Origin of the sequence: Pseudomonas xanthosomatis, from assembly GCF_019139835.1 — a bacterium.
Classification (GTDB): Bacteria; Pseudomonadota; Gammaproteobacteria; order Pseudomonadales; family Pseudomonadaceae; genus Aquipseudomonas; species Aquipseudomonas fakonensis.
This window is the reverse complement of record NZ_CP077075.1, coordinates 5,089,942-5,105,390: the sequence shown is the minus strand read 5'-3', so window position 1 is coordinate 5,105,390 and position 15,449 is coordinate 5,089,942. Positions and strand designations below refer to the sequence as shown.

General features: G+C 64.6%; 9 protein-coding genes. 4 read left to right on the top strand and 5 right to left on the bottom strand.

The features are described 5' to 3' along the window. Nucleotides 1-193 precede the first annotated feature (193 nt). Entirely contained in the window at nucleotides 194-1,891 is a 1,698-nt protein-coding gene (gene fadD1, locus KSS93_RS22475) for a long-chain-fatty-acid--CoA ligase FadD1 (protein WP_217886037.1), read from the top strand. A gap of 156 nt (nucleotides 1,892-2,047) precedes the next feature. Here fadD1 and KSS93_RS22470 read toward each other — a convergent pair whose 3' ends face one another. The 3 genes from KSS93_RS22470 to KSS93_RS22460 form a co-directional block, all read right to left on the bottom strand. Next, nucleotides 2,048-3,355: an NAD(P)/FAD-dependent oxidoreductase gene (locus KSS93_RS22470; protein WP_217886036.1), complete on the bottom strand. Its 1,308-nt coding sequence runs from the start codon at nucleotides 3,353-3,355 to the stop codon at nucleotides 2,048-2,050. A gap of 27 nt (nucleotides 3,356-3,382) precedes the next feature. Beyond that, nucleotides 3,383-4,747 carry a glutamine synthetase family protein gene (locus KSS93_RS22465; RefSeq protein ID WP_217886035.1) on the bottom strand — a complete coding sequence of 455 codons (1,365 nt, stop codon included), beginning with the start codon at nucleotides 4,745-4,747 and terminating at the stop codon, nucleotides 3,383-3,385. An 89-nt stretch (nucleotides 4,748-4,836) separates the two neighbouring features. Beyond that, nucleotides 4,837-5,001: a hypothetical protein gene (locus tag KSS93_RS22460; RefSeq protein WP_217886034.1), complete on the bottom strand. Its 165-nt coding sequence runs from the start codon at nucleotides 4,999-5,001 to the stop codon at nucleotides 4,837-4,839. A gap of 249 nt (nucleotides 5,002-5,250) precedes the next feature. Between KSS93_RS22460 and hrpA the strand changes: the two genes are divergently transcribed. Continuing rightward, nucleotides 5,251-9,156, top strand: coding sequence for an ATP-dependent RNA helicase HrpA (hrpA, locus tag KSS93_RS22455; protein WP_217886033.1), 3,906 nt, complete (start codon nucleotides 5,251-5,253; stop codon nucleotides 9,154-9,156). A 209-nt stretch (nucleotides 9,157-9,365) separates the two neighbouring features. Continuing rightward, nucleotides 9,366-10,487 (top strand): beta-ketoacyl-ACP synthase III, encoded by a 1,122-nt coding sequence (locus KSS93_RS22450; protein WP_217886032.1) that lies wholly within the window; start codon nucleotides 9,366-9,368, stop codon nucleotides 10,485-10,487. Nucleotides 10,488-10,769: 282 nt separating this feature from the next. Here KSS93_RS22450 and KSS93_RS22445 read toward each other — a convergent pair whose 3' ends face one another. Then, the gene (locus tag KSS93_RS22445; RefSeq protein ID WP_217886031.1) at nucleotides 10,770-12,017 is read right to left on the bottom strand and encodes a putative porin; all 1,248 of its coding nucleotides are present in this window, start codon (nucleotides 12,015-12,017) and stop codon (nucleotides 10,770-10,772) included. A gap of 252 nt (nucleotides 12,018-12,269) precedes the next feature. Here KSS93_RS22445 and KSS93_RS22440 point away from each other — a divergent pair, with 252 nt between their 5' ends. After that, nucleotides 12,270-13,397, top strand: coding sequence for a GNAT family N-acetyltransferase (locus tag KSS93_RS22440; protein ID WP_217886030.1), 1,128 nt, complete (start codon nucleotides 12,270-12,272; stop codon nucleotides 13,395-13,397). Nucleotides 13,398-13,750: 353 nt separating this feature from the next. On the opposite strand, the gene KSS93_RS22435 is transcribed toward KSS93_RS22440, so the two are convergent. After that, the gene (locus tag KSS93_RS22435; RefSeq protein WP_217886029.1) at nucleotides 13,751-15,376 is read right to left on the bottom strand and encodes a methyl-accepting chemotaxis protein; all 1,626 of its coding nucleotides are present in this window, start codon (nucleotides 15,374-15,376) and stop codon (nucleotides 13,751-13,753) included. Between the last annotated feature and the right edge of the window lie 73 nt (nucleotides 15,377-15,449).

The window sequence follows — 15,449 nt, the reverse complement described above, 5'->3', positions numbered from 1 at the left end:
AAAATGACTTATATATTTCTTTGAGTCATTTTTGTGACCATTAAGCCTCTTTCGGCCTCTAGGCGACCCCTGGCAAAGCTGTTACTCTCGGCGCGCTTTCTGAGGATCCGGTTTGCAATGAGCCGGGCTTCCATATCAATAATAAGCGCATCGACGCGTACCGAATTCGCTGTTGCTGAAGGAGCGGGCTTCCATGATCGAACATTTTTGGAAGGATAAGTACCCAGCCGGGATCACGGCGGACATCAATCCTGACGAATTCCCCAATATCCAGGCCGTACTCAAGCAATCCTGCCAACGTTTTGCCGACAAACCTGCCTTTAGCAACCTGGGCAAGACCATCACCTATGGCGAGCTGTACACGCTGTCCGGCGCCTTCGCCGCCTGGCTGCAGCAGCACACCGACCTCAAGCCTGGCGATCGCATCGCCGTGCAACTGCCCAACGTCCTGCAATACCCAGTAGCCGTGTTCGGTGCCATGCGCGCCGGCCTGATCGTGGTCAACACCAACCCGCTGTACACCACGCGGGAAATGGAACACCAGTTCAACGACTCTGGCGCCAAGGCGCTGGTGTGCCTGGCCAACATGGCCCACCTGGCAGAAAAGGTAGTACCCAAGACCCAGGTCAAGCACGTCATTGTCACCGAAGTGGCCGACCTGCTGCCACCGCTCAAGCGCCTGCTGATCAACAGCGTCATCAAGTACGTGAAAAAAATGGTGCCGGCCTACAACCTGCCCAACGCCGTGCGCTTCAACGATGCGCTGGCCCTGGGCAAGGGCGGGGCGGTCACCGAGGCCAACCCGCAGGCCAACGACGTGGCGGTGCTGCAGTACACCGGCGGCACCACCGGGGTGGCCAAGGGCGCCATGCTCACCCACCGCAACTTGGTGGCCAACATGCTGCAGTGCCGCGCGCTGATGGGCTCGAACCTGCACGAAGGCTGCGAGATCCTGATCACCCCGCTGCCGCTGTACCACATCTATGCCTTTACCTTCCATTGCATGGCCATGATGCTGATCGGCAACCACAACGTGCTGATCAGCAACCCGCGCGACCTGCCGGCCATGGTCAAGGAACTGGGCAAGTGGAAGTTCAGCGGCTTCGTCGGCCTGAATACCTTGTTCGTTGCCCTGTGCAACAACGAGGCGTTCCGCAGCCTGGACTTCTCCTCGCTGAAAATCACGCTGTCCGGCGGCATGGCCCTGCAACTGAGCGTGGCCGAGCGCTGGAAGGCGGTCACCGGCTGCGCCATCTGTGAAGGCTACGGCATGACCGAGACCAGCCCGGTGGCGGCGGTCAACCCGGCCGAGGCCAACCAGGTCGGCACCATCGGTATTCCGGTGCCCTCGACGCTGTGCAAGGTCATCGATGACAACGGCCAGGAACTGCCCCTGGGCGAAGTCGGCGAGCTGTGCGTGAAGGGCCCGCAGGTAATGAAGGGCTACTGGCAGCGTGAAGACGCCACCGCCGAGATTCTCGACAGCAATGGCTGGCTGAAGACCGGCGATATCGCGCTGATCCAGCCGGACGGCTATATGCGCATCGTCGACCGCAAGAAGGACATGATCCTGGTGTCGGGCTTCAACGTGTACCCGAACGAGCTCGAAGACGTGCTCGCCGCGCTGCCCGGCGTGCTGCAGTGCGCCGCCATCGGCGTACCGGATGAAAAGTCCGGCGAGGTGATCAAGGTGTTCATCGTGGTCAAGCCGGGCATGACCCTGACCAAAGAGCAGGTGATGGAGCACATGCGTGCCAACGTTACCGGCTACAAGGTGCCCAAGGCCATCGAGTTCCGCGATTCGCTGCCGACCACCAACGTCGGCAAGATCCTGCGCCGCGAGCTGCGTGACGAAGAGCTGAAGAAGCAGGGCCTGAAGAAGATCGCCTGACACCCAGTCTGCGCGGTCTCTGTAGGAGCGACCTTGCGTCGCGAAAGGGGTGCGAAGCGCCCCCAACGATTCGTGAGTCAACGCAGCATGCCTGGGGCCGCTTCGCGGCCCTTTCGCGACACAAGGTCGCTCCTACAACAGTCTTCTGCTTCAGGTTCAGCGCAACTTCTCGAGCATCTGGTAATACCACATCCCCGCCGCCAGCAGCGGATTCCCCAGCAAGTCCCCCATCGGCACCTTGATGTGCTTGCAGCCGGCAAACGTATCGAACTTCTCCAGCGTGCCGGTCAGTGCCTCGGCCATGATCTCGCCCATGATATGGCTGGTGGCGATGCCGTGCCCGGAATACCCCTGGCAGTACCAGACGTTGTCCGACAGCTTGCCCAGCTGCGGGATGCGGTTGACCACGATGCCCATGGCGCAGCTCCACTGGAACTCGATCGGCACGCCCTTGAGCGCCGGGAAGGTGCGTTCGATGCACGGGCGCAACTCGGCTTCGATATCCCGCGAGTCACGCCCTGAGTAGTTGGCGCCGCCACCGAACAGCAGGCGTTTGTCGGCGGTCAGGCGGTAGTAGTCGAGGACGAAGCGGCAGTCATATACGGCCAGGTCCTGCGGGTTGATCTGCGTGGCCAGCTCGCCCAGTGGCGCGGTGGTGACGATGCCGCCCATGGCCGGGAAGATCTTGCCCTTGAGCTGGCGCTTTTCCAGCTTGTGGTACACGTCGCCCGCCAGCATCACCTGGCGCGCCTCGATCCGCCCCTGGGCGGTGACTACCGCCGGGTGCGGGCCGTGGATGATCTCCAGCACTTCGGAATTCTCGAAGATCAGCGCCCCAAGCCCGGCCGCCGCACGGGCTTCGCCCAGGCATAGGTTGAGCGGATGCAGGTGCAGGTTGCGCAGGTTCTTCAGCGCGCCCAGGTACAGCGGGCTTTGCAGGTGCTCGGCCATGGCGGTGCGGTCGAGCAGTTGTACTTGCTCGCCCATGCCGCGGCGCTGGGCCTCGGCTTCGAAGGCGCGCAGTTCGGTAAGGTGCGCAGGCTTCATCGCCGCGTGCAGGTGGCCGTGCTTGAGGTCGCAGTCGATGCCGTAGCGGGCCACGCGCTGCTCGATGATCTGGTGGCCGCGCCAGCGCAGCTGCCAGATGAAATCGTCCACCTCGCTACCGAGCCGCTCGCGCATTTGCGTGCGCATGGCTTCGTCGCCCGACAGGCTGCCGGTGACCTGCCCGCCATTGCGCCCGCTGGCGCCCCAGCCGATGCGGTGGGTTTCGACGATGGCCACCTTCAGGCCACGCTCGGCCAGCTCCACTGCGGTGGCGACGCCGGTGAAGCCACCGCCGATGATTGCCACGTCCACCTGCACCGTACCCTTGAGAGTGGGGTATTCGGTGCGGTCGTTGAGGGTGGCGCTGTAGTAGGACGGCGCGCGCTGGGCGGGCCCGGTGTTCACTGCTGCGTTCATGGGTATTCCTTGTTGTAGTTCGGGGGCTCAGGCCTGGTGCAGGTACCAGCGCCAGTCCTGCTCGCTGACTTCGGCCATGAACTGGCGGTACTCGGCGCGCTTGACCTTCAGGTACACGCCGACAAACGCCTCGCCGAGCATTTCGCGGGCCCAGGCCGAACGCTCCAGGGCATCGAGGGTGGTCAGCCAGTCGGTGGGCAGGTGCTCGGTGGCCTGGGCATAGCCGTTGCCTTGCACCGGTGCGCCGGGGTCGAGCTGCTGGCGAATGCCCGCATGGCTGGCGGCCAGAATGGCGGCAGCGGCCAGGTAGGGGTTGGCGTCGGCGCCGCAGATGCGGTGCTCAACATGCCGGCTGGCAGCCGGCCCGCCCGGCACGCGCAGGCTGACGGTGCGGTTGTCCACGCCCCAGGTCGGTGCCAGCGGCGCGTAGCTGTTGGCCTGAAAGCGCCGGTACGAGTTGGCGTTGGGGCAGAACAGCAGCAGCGACTCGCGCAGGTGCTGCAGCATGCCGCCCACCGCCTGGCGCAGCAGCGGCGTGCCAGCCGGGTCGCTGCTGGCGAACAGGTTGTTGCCGTCGGCGTCGGCCAGGCTCAGGTGCATGTGCATGCCGGTGCCGGCCAAATGGTCGAACGGCTTGGCCATGAAACAGGCCTGCATGCCGTGGGCATGGGCCACACCTTTGACCAGGCGCTTGTAGCGCACGGCCTGGTCCATGGCCAGCAAGGCGTCACCGTGCTCCAGAGTGATCTCCACCTGGCCCGGCGCGTATTCGGAAATCGCCGTGCGCGCCGGGATGCCTTGCGCCTTGCAGGCGGCATACAGGTCGGCGAGGAACGGCTCGATCTGCTCCAGCTCGCGCAGCCCGTACACCTGGGTGCTGCGCGGCCGGCCACCGTCGTTGTCCAGTGCCGGTTGCGGGTGGCCATGGGCGTTGCGCTTCTGGTCGAGCAGGTAGAACTCCAGCTCGCAGGCCATCACCGGGTGGTAGCCATCGGCCTTGAGCGCCTCGATGACGCGCAGCAGCACGTGGCGCGGGTCGGCGACGCTGGCCGGCAGGCCTTCTGTGGGGTGCATGCTTACCTGCAACGCAGCGGTCGGCACCCGGCGCCACGGCAGGCGCACCAGGCTACCGTCCAGTGGGTAGGCGCGGCAGTCGATGTCGCCGACGTCCCACACCAGGCCGGAATTCTCCACGTCGTCGCCGTTGAGGGTCAGGCCGAGGATGGTGCTGGGCAGTGGCCGGCCGCTTTCGTACACCGCCAGCAGCTCGTCGCGGTGCAGCAGCTTGCCGCGGGGTACGCCATTGGCGTCGAGGATGAACAGCTCGATCAGTTCGATATCGGGGTTGTCGGCCAGAAAACGTCGGGCCTGCTCTGCTGGGGCAAAGTGCATGTAGGTTCGCTCGCGCCCACGGGCGCACGGGACCGCCCTGGTTGAGGGTGCGGTCGGACTGATTGGGCCGGCGCAGTGGCCGGTGGGTTTCAGTGTTGGGCGGGCGAGGTGTCCGGTGGGCGTGCGTGGCGGCAGTGCCACAGGGCCCAGAAGGCGAGGATGATGTGCACCAGCGGATTTTCGCCGGCACGGCTGCGGGCCTTCGGTAGCGAAGGGCGCGAGTGCGGTGGGGCGATGGGCTGGGCGAGGGTCATGTCTTTGATACTCACATGCGCTGTAAGGTTGATTAAAGTAGTGAATGGCAACCTTTACACCGGGCCTGGCTAAACATTTGTATTGCCTGTACCGGCCCTATCGCCGGCAAGCCGGCTCCTACAGGGACCGCACGACATTCACCCCTGCGGCCGGTACAGGCGGCACCAACCCGGCAAATCTGCGACAATTGCCGCCCGACGAATGCCGATCATGTACAAGCAGGCCCACCTGCATCACTAAAAAGCCCCATGACAGACCACGCCATCGACCAACTGCTGAACAACCTCGACCACGCCATGATTGCCGACCGCCATCGCCTGCGCCGGCAACTGCACGAACTGCGCAAGCGCCCGGACGAGGCCAAGCTTGCGCAGTGGGTGGAAAAGGTCCAGGCCTCGTTCGCCCAGGTCACCGCGCGCCAGCAGAGCGTGCCGAACATCCGTTACGACGACAGCCTGCCGATTGCGGCCAAGCGTGACGAGATCAAAAAAGCCCTGGCCGAACACCAGGTGCTGGTGATCGCCGGCGAAACCGGCTCGGGCAAGACCACCCAGTTGCCGAAGATCTGCCTGGAGCTGGGCCGCGGCAGCCACGGCCTGATCGCCCACACGCAACCGCGGCGTATCGCTGCGCGCAGCGTGGCGGCGCGGGTTGCCGAAGAACTGGGCACGCCACTGGGGGCACTGGTGGGCTACCAGGTGCGCTTCGAAGACCAAAGCGACTCGAACACCCTGGTCAAGCTGATGACCGACGGCATCCTGCTGGCCGAAACCCAGCACGACCGCTTTCTCGAACGCTACGACACGATCATCGTTGACGAGGCCCACGAGCGCAGCCTGAACATCGACTTCTTGCTTGGCTACCTCAAGACCCTGCTGCACCGGCGCCCCGAGCTCAAGCTGATCATCACCTCGGCGACCATCGACCTTGAGCGCTTTTCCAAGCACTTCGATGGCGCGCCGATCATCGAGGTGTCGGGCCGCACCTACCCGGTGGACACCTGGTACCGCCCGCTGACCCGCGAGCAGGACGAGGAGGGCAACCAGGTCGAGGACGATATCTCCGTCGACCAGGCGATCCTCGCCACCCTGGACGAAATCGCCCAGCATGAGCGCAGCCAGGGCAAGGGCCCGGGCGATGTGCTGGTGTTCCTGCCCGGCGAGCGCGAGATCCGCGACGCAGCCGACATGCTGCGCAAGGCGCAGTTGCGCCACACCGAGATCTTGCCGCTGTACGCGCGCCTGACCCCGGCCGAGCAGCAGAAGATCTTCCAGTCCCACAGCGGCCGGCGGGTGGTATTGGCGACCAACGTTGCCGAAACCTCGCTGACCGTGCCGGGCATCCGCTACGTGATCGACAGCGGTACCGCGCGCATCAGCCGCTACAGCTACCGCGCCAAGGTGCAGCGCCTGCCCATCGAAGCGGTGTCGCAGGCCAGCGCCAACCAGCGTAAGGGGCGTTGCGGCCGGGTCGAGCCGGGCATCTGCATCCGCCTGTACAGCGAAGACGACTTCAACGGCCGCCCGGCGTTCACCGACCCGGAGATCCTGCGTACCAACCTGGCGGCGGTGATCCTGCAGATGCTGCACCTGCGCCTGGGCGCCATCGATGCCTTCCCGTTCATCGAGCCGCCGGATGGCAAGGCCATCAGCGACGGCTTCAACCTGTTGCAAGAGCTGTCGGCGGTCAACCGCGAAAACCAGCTGACCCCGCTGGGCCGCCAGCTGGCGCGCCTGCCGATCGACCCGCGCATGGGCCGCATGCTGCTTGAAGGCGCACGCCAGGGCAGCTTGCAGGAAGTGCTGATTGTCGCCAGTGCCCTGTCGGTGCAAGACCCCCGCGAGCGCCCGCCGGAGCGCCAGCAGGCCGCCGACCAGGCCCATGCGCAGTGGAAGGACGTCGATTCGGACTTCGCCGCCCTGGTGAACCTGTGGCGCGGCTTCGAGGAGCAGCGCCAGGCGCTGACCGCCAGCCCCCTGCGCAACTGGTGCCGCAAGAACTTCCTCAACTACCTGCGCCTGCGTGAGTGGCGCGATGCGCACCGCCAGCTGTCGCTGATCTGCCGCGAGCTGCAACTGGCGGTCAATAAAGAGCCGTGCGATTACTTGCGCATGCACAAGGCCATCCTCAGCGGCCTGCTCAGCCAGATCGGCCAGAAGACCGAAGAAGGCGACTACCAGGGCGCGCGCCAGCGCAGGTTCTGGGTGCACCCCTCGTCGGGCATCGGCCGCAAGCGCCCGCAGTGGGTGATGACCGCAGAACTGGTGGAAACCACCAAGCTGTACGCGCGCATGGTGGCGAAAATCGAGCCGGACTGGATCGAGCCCCTGGCCGGCCACCTGATCAAGAAGAACCACTTCGAACCGCACTGGGAGAAGAAGCGCGGCCAGGTGGTGGCTTACGAGCAGATCACCCTGTACGGGCTGATACTGGTGGGCCGCCGGCCGGTGCACTATGGCCCGATCGACCCGGTCACCTCCCGCGAGTTGTTCATCCGCGAGGCTCTGGTGGGCGGTGAAATCCAGTCCCGGGCCAAGTGCCTGGCGGCGAACAAACGCCTGCTCGAACAGCTCGACGAGCTGGAAGCCAAGGCGCGCCGGCGCGACATCCTGGCAGACGAAGAAACCCTGTACGCCTTCTACGAGGCGCGCCTGCCCGAAGAGATCCACCAGACCGCGACCTTCGACAGCTGGTACCGCACCACCAGCCAGAAGGACGCCAACCTGTTGATCATGCGCGAAGAGGACGTGCTGGCCCGCGAGGCCAGCGAGGTCACCGCCGCGCAGTACCCCGACCACCTGCAGGTGGGCGAGCTGCGCCTGTCGCTGAGCTACCACTTCGAGCCCAACCACCCGCGCGACGGCGTGACCGTGCGGGTGCCGGCGCCGCTGCTGCCCAACCTGCCGGGCGAACGCCTGGAATGGCTGGTGCCGGGGCTGCTGGAGGCCAAGTGCATCGCCCTGGTGCGCAACCTGCCCAAGGCACTGCGCAAGAACTTCGTGCCTGTGCCGGACTTCGTCAAGGCGGCGCTGTCGCGCATGAGTTTCGCCCAGGGCGCGTTGCCCCAGGCCCTGGGCCAGGAGCTGCTGCGCATGACCGGCGCGCGGGTGTCCGACGAGGCCTGGGCCGAAGCCGCTTCGCTGGTAGAAGACCACCTGCGGATGAACATCGAGGTGGTCGACGGCCAGGGCAAGTTCCTTGGTGAAGGCCGCGACCTGGCCGAGCTGACCGCACGCTTCGCTGCCGCGAGCCAGGCGGCGCTGGCGATGCCGCGCAGCGAAAAGGCCGACCAGCCGGTGCAGGCCAAGGCCTTCAGCGAGGTGGCGCAGACTGCCCAGCAAAAGATCGCCGGGCTGTCGATGACCGTCTACCCGGCACTGGTCGAAGAAAACGGCACGGTGCGCGAAGGGCGTTTCTCCACCCAGGCCGAGGCCGAGTTCCAGCACCGCCGGGCCCTGCAGCGCCTGCTGCTGCAACAGCTGGCAGAGCCGGCCAAGTTTCTGCGCAGCAAGCTGCCGGGGCTGACCGAGCTGGGCCTGCTGTACCGCGAGCTGAGCCGGGTCGATGCGTTGGTCGAAGACATCCTGCTGGCAAGCCTGGACAGCTGCGTGCTGGAAGGTGAAGACCCGCTGCCGCGCGACGGCGCCGGCCTGGCTTCGCTGGCCGAGCGCAAGCGCGGCGACTGGGCCGAGCATGCCGAGCGCCTGGCGCGCCTTACGCTTGAAGTGCTCAAGCTGTGGCATGGCCTGCAAAAGCGTTTCAAGGGCAAGATCGACCTCAGCCAGGCGGTGGCGCTCAACGATATCAAACAGCAGTTGGCCAACCTGGTGTACCCGGGCTTCGTGCGCGAAACCCCGGGCACCTGGTTCAAGGAACTGCCGCGCTACCTCAAGGCGGTGGAGCTGCGCCTGGAGAAACTTGGTTCGCAGGTGCAGAAAGACCGGGTGTGGAGCGCCGAGCTGAACAACTGCTGGGCGCAATACAAGACCCGCGCCGACAAGCATGCCCAGGAGGGCAAGCGTGACGAGCAACTGGCCCTGTACCGCTGGCTGCTGGAGGAATATCGGGTGTCGTTGTTCGCCCAGCAGTTGGGCACCAAGGTGGCGGTTTCCGACAAACGCCTGAGCAAGCAGTGGAGTCAGGTGGAAGCCTAACGCCCTCGACTTGTGGCAAACTTGGCGGAATTTGGGCCGCTTTGCGGCCCATCGCAGGCAAGCCTGCTCCTACATGGTTTAGCGTTCCCCTGTAGGAGCCTGCGATCGAGGGCACAGCCCTCGCCTTTGAATTGGCACCAAGGTGCCAGTATGTTGCCCTTTTCCCGGCCAGCGCCGCGTGGCGATGGCCTCTGACCAGAGGAACGACCGTGCATAACGTCGTGATCAGCGGCACCGGCCTGTATACCCCGGCCCAAAGTATTTCCAACGAAGAACTGGTGGCCTCCTTCAACGCCTGGTCGCAGCAGTTCAACCAGGACAACGCCGCCGCCATCGAGCGCGGTGAAATCGAAGCGGCGCCGGTCTCCGATGCGGCCTTCATTGAAAAGGCCTCGGGCATCAAGAGCCGCTTCGTCATGGACAAGGCCGGCATCCTCGACCCGCAGCGCATGAAGCCGCGCCTGCCCGAGCGCAGCAACGACGAGCAGTCGATTCTCTGCGAAATGGGTGTGGCTGCCGCCCGCCAGGCGCTGGAGCGCGCCGGCCGCACTGCCGCCGATGTCGACGGCGTGCTGGTGGCCTGCTCCAACCTGCAGCGCCCGTACCCGGCTATCGCCATCGAAGTGCAGCAGGCGCTGGGCATCCAGGGCTTTGCCTTCGACATGAACGTGGCCTGCTCGTCGGCCACCTTCGGCATCCAGACCGCTGCCAACAGCGTGCAGTTGGGCCAGGCCCGTTCGGTGCTGGTGGTCAGCCCGGAAATCTGCACCGGCCACCTGAACTTCCGCGACCGCGACAGCCACTTCATCTTCGGTGACGCCGCCACGGCCGTGTTGGTGGAGCGCGCTGAGCTTGCCACCTCCAAGTACCAGTTCGACATCGTCAGCACCAAGCTGGCGACGGTGTTCTCCAACAACATCCGCAACAACTTCGGCTTCCTCAACCGTGCGGCGGAGGAAGGCGAAGGCGCCCGCGACAAGCTGTTCGTGCAGGAAGGCCGCAAGGTGTTCAAGGAAGTCTGCCCGATGGTGGCCGAACTGATCGGCAAGCACCTGGGCGACAACGGCTTGCAGCCGTCGGACGTCAAGCGCTTCTGGCTGCACCAGGCCAACCTCAGCATGAACCACCTGATCGTCAAGAAGCTGCTGGGGCGTGAAGTGGACGAGCAGGAGGCGCCGGTGATTCTGGACCGCTATGCCAACACCAGTTCGGCCGGTTCCGTGATTGCCTTCCACCTGTACCAGGATGACCTGGCCAAGGGTTCGGTGGCGGTACTCAGCTCGTTCGGAGCGGGGTACTCGATTGGTAGTGTGATTCTGCGCAAGCACTGATCGTCGCGTTGCGGCGCTTTCGCGGCGCAAGGCCGCTCCTACAGGGGGACGCGATTTCCTGTAGGAGCGGCCTTGTGCCGCGAAAGGGATGCGAAGCGCCCCCAGGATTTCTGTGTCACAGCAGATTTTGCCGGGGCTGCTGCGCAGCCCTATCGCGACACAAGGCCGCTCCTACAAGTGTCATGCCGCTCCCCCGGGGTATGCGCCAGGCAAAAAAAGGCAGGAAATGCTGGATGGGGTCAGCATTTCCTGCCTTAGAGTGAAGCAGACGAGGGATGTCGCTTAGAACTTCGCTTCCAGGTCTACCTGCAGGGTGTCTACGCTGGCATCGCTGTTCGGCAGGTTGGAGTAGTCGGTCTTGGCCATCAGGTAGGCCGCGCCCAGGGAGAAGTTCTTGTCGATTTCGTAACCGACCTTGAACTTGTGACCGCGCGAGCCGGTGAAACCGTTGCCGAAGTCGGAGTCGGTGAACAGGCTCACCACAGCGTTACGCTGCACGTCGCGGTAGTTGTAGTCCAGGCTCCAGGCGCCGAGCTTGGTCTTCAGGCCGGCCAGCCAGGCTTTGTCCTTGCCATCGGTGCTCTCGGTGTTTTTGACCATCTGCCCGTAGGCCGAAACCGGGATGGCGAAGCCGGTGAAGTCGATCTGACCGAAGCCTTCAACCAGGTTGAATTCGTTGGTGGTGTTACCCAGCGAACGCAGCAGGGTCGATTCCTTGTCGTTGTCGTAGCCGTAGATGCTACCGCCGACGGTGACTTTCACAGTGTCGGCTGCGTTGAACTTGGCACCCAACTGAGCGTGGTACAGCTGTGCGTCGTGCTTGTACTGCACGCCGTCGCCGTCGACGTTGTCCTGCAGGGTGTACTGACCGGCGCTACCGAATACTTCGGCCGGGCCCAGGTTGGTCTTGTAGGTGAGCGCCACGCCTTCCGGGTTGATGTCGCTATCCCAGATGATGTCGCCCATGCTCACCCATGGCTGTGCCATCTTGCCGCCGATGATGTGCAGGTTGGGGACGGCGGTCGGGTGCCAGTCCAGGTAGGCCATGTCGACCCACAGGTTCTTCTTGTCGAAGTAGTTTTCCAGGCTCACGTTGGTGGAGCGACGATCACCGCTGCTGCCGCCAGTGGCGATACGAACGCCAGCGTCTACTTGCGGGTTGATCTCGCTGTAGAAGCCAACGCGGGCACGTACGCGCTGACGGTCCTGGTTGTTGCTGCGGGCAATCGGGTCATCGACGTTGACGTCTTCGTAACGCAGGCGCACGTCACCCTTGATCTGGGTCTTGGCGGCCCATGCCACTTTCTGTTCGAAGGAGCTCATGCGGTCGGACTGAGCTTTTTGAGCGGCCTTTTCCTTGGTTTCTGCTGCCAGGTCGCCTTGCAGTTCGTTGTACTGCGCCTGGTTGATCGAGCCGTTGGCGCGGAGCATTTCGAGCAGCTTGGCGTCGACCGCGGCACTGGCCGGAGTACTCAGAGCCAGCATCATGCCGGTGAGGCTCACTCCGGTAAGTGTGGAAACAAGACGCATAAGGTTCTCCCTGTTGGAAAGGTTGGGGGAGGCTCAAGCGCTCGCCCCCGAGTTGGCATGTCTTCGGAAAGGGCCTGAATAGACAGGTTCTGGGGTTTCGGAAAACAGGCGCAAGTATTGCGGGGGTGAATTACAGAATAATGTCTAAACAGTGGCACTGTGGTTAAGAAGCGGCCTGGTAAACGGGCTGTCATTTGAGTGTCTGGCGCGCTTTGGCAATACTGGCGTTCTTCTTTCAAGCGAGCCGCCAACGTGATCAGCCTGCATAGCATTGCCCACCTGCGCGACCTGCCGGCCAGCACCTGGGATGCCCTGGTGCCCGAGGGCCAGCCGTTTCTGCGCCATGCCTTCCTCAGCGCCATGGAGGACAGTGGCAGCGTCACCCCGAACACCGGCTGGGCGGCCGAGCACCTGGTGCTGGAGCGTGACGGCCAGGTGCGTGCGTTGCTGCCGGCCTACCGCAAATGGCACTCGTTCGGCGAGTACGTGTTCGACCATGGCTGGGCCGACGCCTGCGAGCGAGCCGGCATCGCCTACTACCCCAAGCTGCTGGGAGCGGTGCCGTTCAGCCCGGTCAGCGGGCCGCGCCTGCTGTGCGACGACCCGGCCGACGGCTTGCTGCTGTTGCAGGCCATGCCCGAATACCTGGGCAAGGGTGGGTTGTCCGGCGCCCATATCAACTTCACCGACAGCGCGCTGGATGAAGCCCTCGCCAGCCTGCCCGGCTGGATGCAGCGGCTGGGTTGCCAGTTCCATTGGCAAAACCGTGGCTATCGGGACTTTCAGGATCTTCTCGACACCCTCAGCTCGCGCAAGCGCAAGCAGATGCGCAAGGAGCGCGAGCAGGTGGCGGGGCAGGGCATCGACTTCGCCTGGTACCGGGGCGATGAGCTGAGCGAGGCGCAATGGGACTTCGTTTACCTGTGCTACGCCAACACCTATGCCGTCCGCCGCCGCGCGCCCTACCTCACCCGCGAGTTCTTCAGCCTGCTGGCCGAGCGCATGCCCGAGGCGCTGCGGGTGGTGATTGCCCGCCAGCACGGGCGAGAGGTGGCCATGGCCTTGAGCCTGGTGGGCGGTGACAGTTTGTATGGCCGCTACTGGGGCTGCCTGGACGAGTTCGACCGGCTGCATTTTGAAACCTGCTTCTACCAGGGCATGGACTTTGCCATCGCCGAGGGCCTGCAGCGCTTTGACGCCGGGGCGCAGGGCGAGCACAAGCTGATCCGCGGCTTTGAGCCGGTGATCACGCGCTCATGGCATTACCTGCTGCACCCAGGGCTGCGCCGGGCGGTGGGGGATTTTCTGGTGCAGGAGCGGGAGGGGGTGCGGGCGTATGCCGAGCAGGCGTGCGCGGCGTTGCCCTATCGCAAGGATTGAGAGCGCGAGGGGCATTACCCCTGTAGGAGATCACCCAGCCCTTTCGGGCTGCGCTGTCGCGCAGAGAACTAGTCTCGCAGATGCACCGCGGCCCCTGTGGGAAGCGGCCTTGTGTCGCGATGGGCTGCCCAGCAGCCCCGGCAATTTTGCATGAAGCCGAGATCTTAGGGCCGCTTCGCGCCCCATCGCGACACGAGGCCGCTTCCCACGGGGACCGTGTTAAATCAATACGTTGTAGTTTGTTCTATGAGAGCCGGCTTGCCGGCGATAGGGCCATAAGCCACAGCTCAGCCCTGGACTAGGGGTTTGCAGGCCTGGCCTCATCGCCGGCAAGCCGGCTACAGGGGGCGTGGCTACAGCGTGAAGCGCTTCACCAACCCGTTCAGCCCGCTGGCCAGGCGCGACAGCTCCTGGCTCGAAGCATTGGTTTGCTGCGCCCCGGTGGCGCTTTGCACCGACAGGTCGCGGATGTTGGTGAGGTTGCGGTCCACCTCGCGGGCCACCTGGGCCTGCTCTTCGGCTGCGCTGGCGATCACCAGGTTGCGCTCGTACATCTCGCTGATCCCCGAGGTGATTTCCTGCAGGGCGTGCCCGGCGCTCTGGGCCAGCTCCTGGGTGTTGCGCGCCCGGCTGCTGCTGGTTTGCATGGCGCTCAGCGCCTGGCTGGCGCCGGTGCGCATCAGGGTGACCATCTGCTCGATTTCCTGGGTGGAGTTCTGCGTGCGGTGCGCCAGTGCGCGTACCTCGTCGGCGACCACCGCAAAGCCGCGCCCGGACTCGCCGGCACGGGCAGCCTCGATGGCGGCGTTGAGCGCCAGCAGGTTGGTCTGCTCGGCGATGGCGCGGATCACGTCCAGCACCTTGCCCACTTCCTGGGACTGCTCGGCCAGTTGCTCCACCAGCGATGCTGAGGCGGTGACTTCTTCGGCCAGGTCGCTGATTGCCTCGATGGTCTGCGACACCCGGGCCTGGCCCTGTTGCGCCGACTGGGTGGACGCCCGCGAAGCTTCGGATGTGGACACGGCATTGCGCGCCACTTCATCCACCGCCGCGCTCATTTCGTTGACTGCGGTGGCGGCCTGCTCGATTTCGTCGTGCTGGCGGGTGATGCCGCGCCCGGCTTCTTCGGTGACCGCGTGCAGCTCTTCGGAGGCGGCGGCCAGCTGAGTGGACGAGCCGGAGATTTCGCGCAAGGTGTCGCGCAGGCGGTCGCGCATCTGCGCCAGCGAGTGCTGCAACTGGCTGACTTCATCGTTGCCGCTGGCGACGATGGCGTTGCTGAGGTTGCCCTCGGCCACCTGTTTGGCCGCAAGTACCGCGTCTTTGAGCGGTTGCACGATACTGCGGGTGAGCAGCCAGGCCAGCGCCACGGTGAACAGTGCGGCCAGCAGGATCACGCCGATGACGATGGCACGGGACTGCTCGTAGCGTTCGGCCGACAGGTTGCCCTCACGCTCGATGCCCTTGCCGTACAGGTCGCCCAGCTCGGCCAGTTGCGCGCCAGTGCCGTCGACCACCGGCTTCATGTCCACCAGTACCAGCTTGTGCAGGGCTGCAGTGTCGCCGCGCCGGGCCAGGGCGAAGGAGTCGGCCATGCCTTTCTGGTACACCGCAAAATCGCGCTGGAACTGCTGGTAAATGCGGGTTTCTTCCGGGGTGTCGATGAACGCCTCGTAGTCCTTGATGTTCTGCATCAGGACCTTGTTGCGGGCATCGTACTGGCCGACGTAGGTATCGACGTTGGCCGGGTTCGGGTCCAACGCCACGCGCAGCGAGATGGTGCGGATGCGCAGCATGTTCTCGCGGATGGTGTCGACGGTGCGGATGCTCGGCACCCAGTCTTTCTCCATGGCTGTGGCCGAGTCGCGGATGTCCTCCATCTTGGCGAGGGAGAACAAGCCCAGCAGGGCCACCATCAGTGCGATGCATGCAAACCCCGATGTAGCCCGGGGCGCGATACTCCATTGGCGTAAAAGCATTACCACCTCGCCGGCCCTTCAGGGCCATTTAGTTGTTGTACGACAACTGGTTATCGGCGAGGCGGGCGTTGGC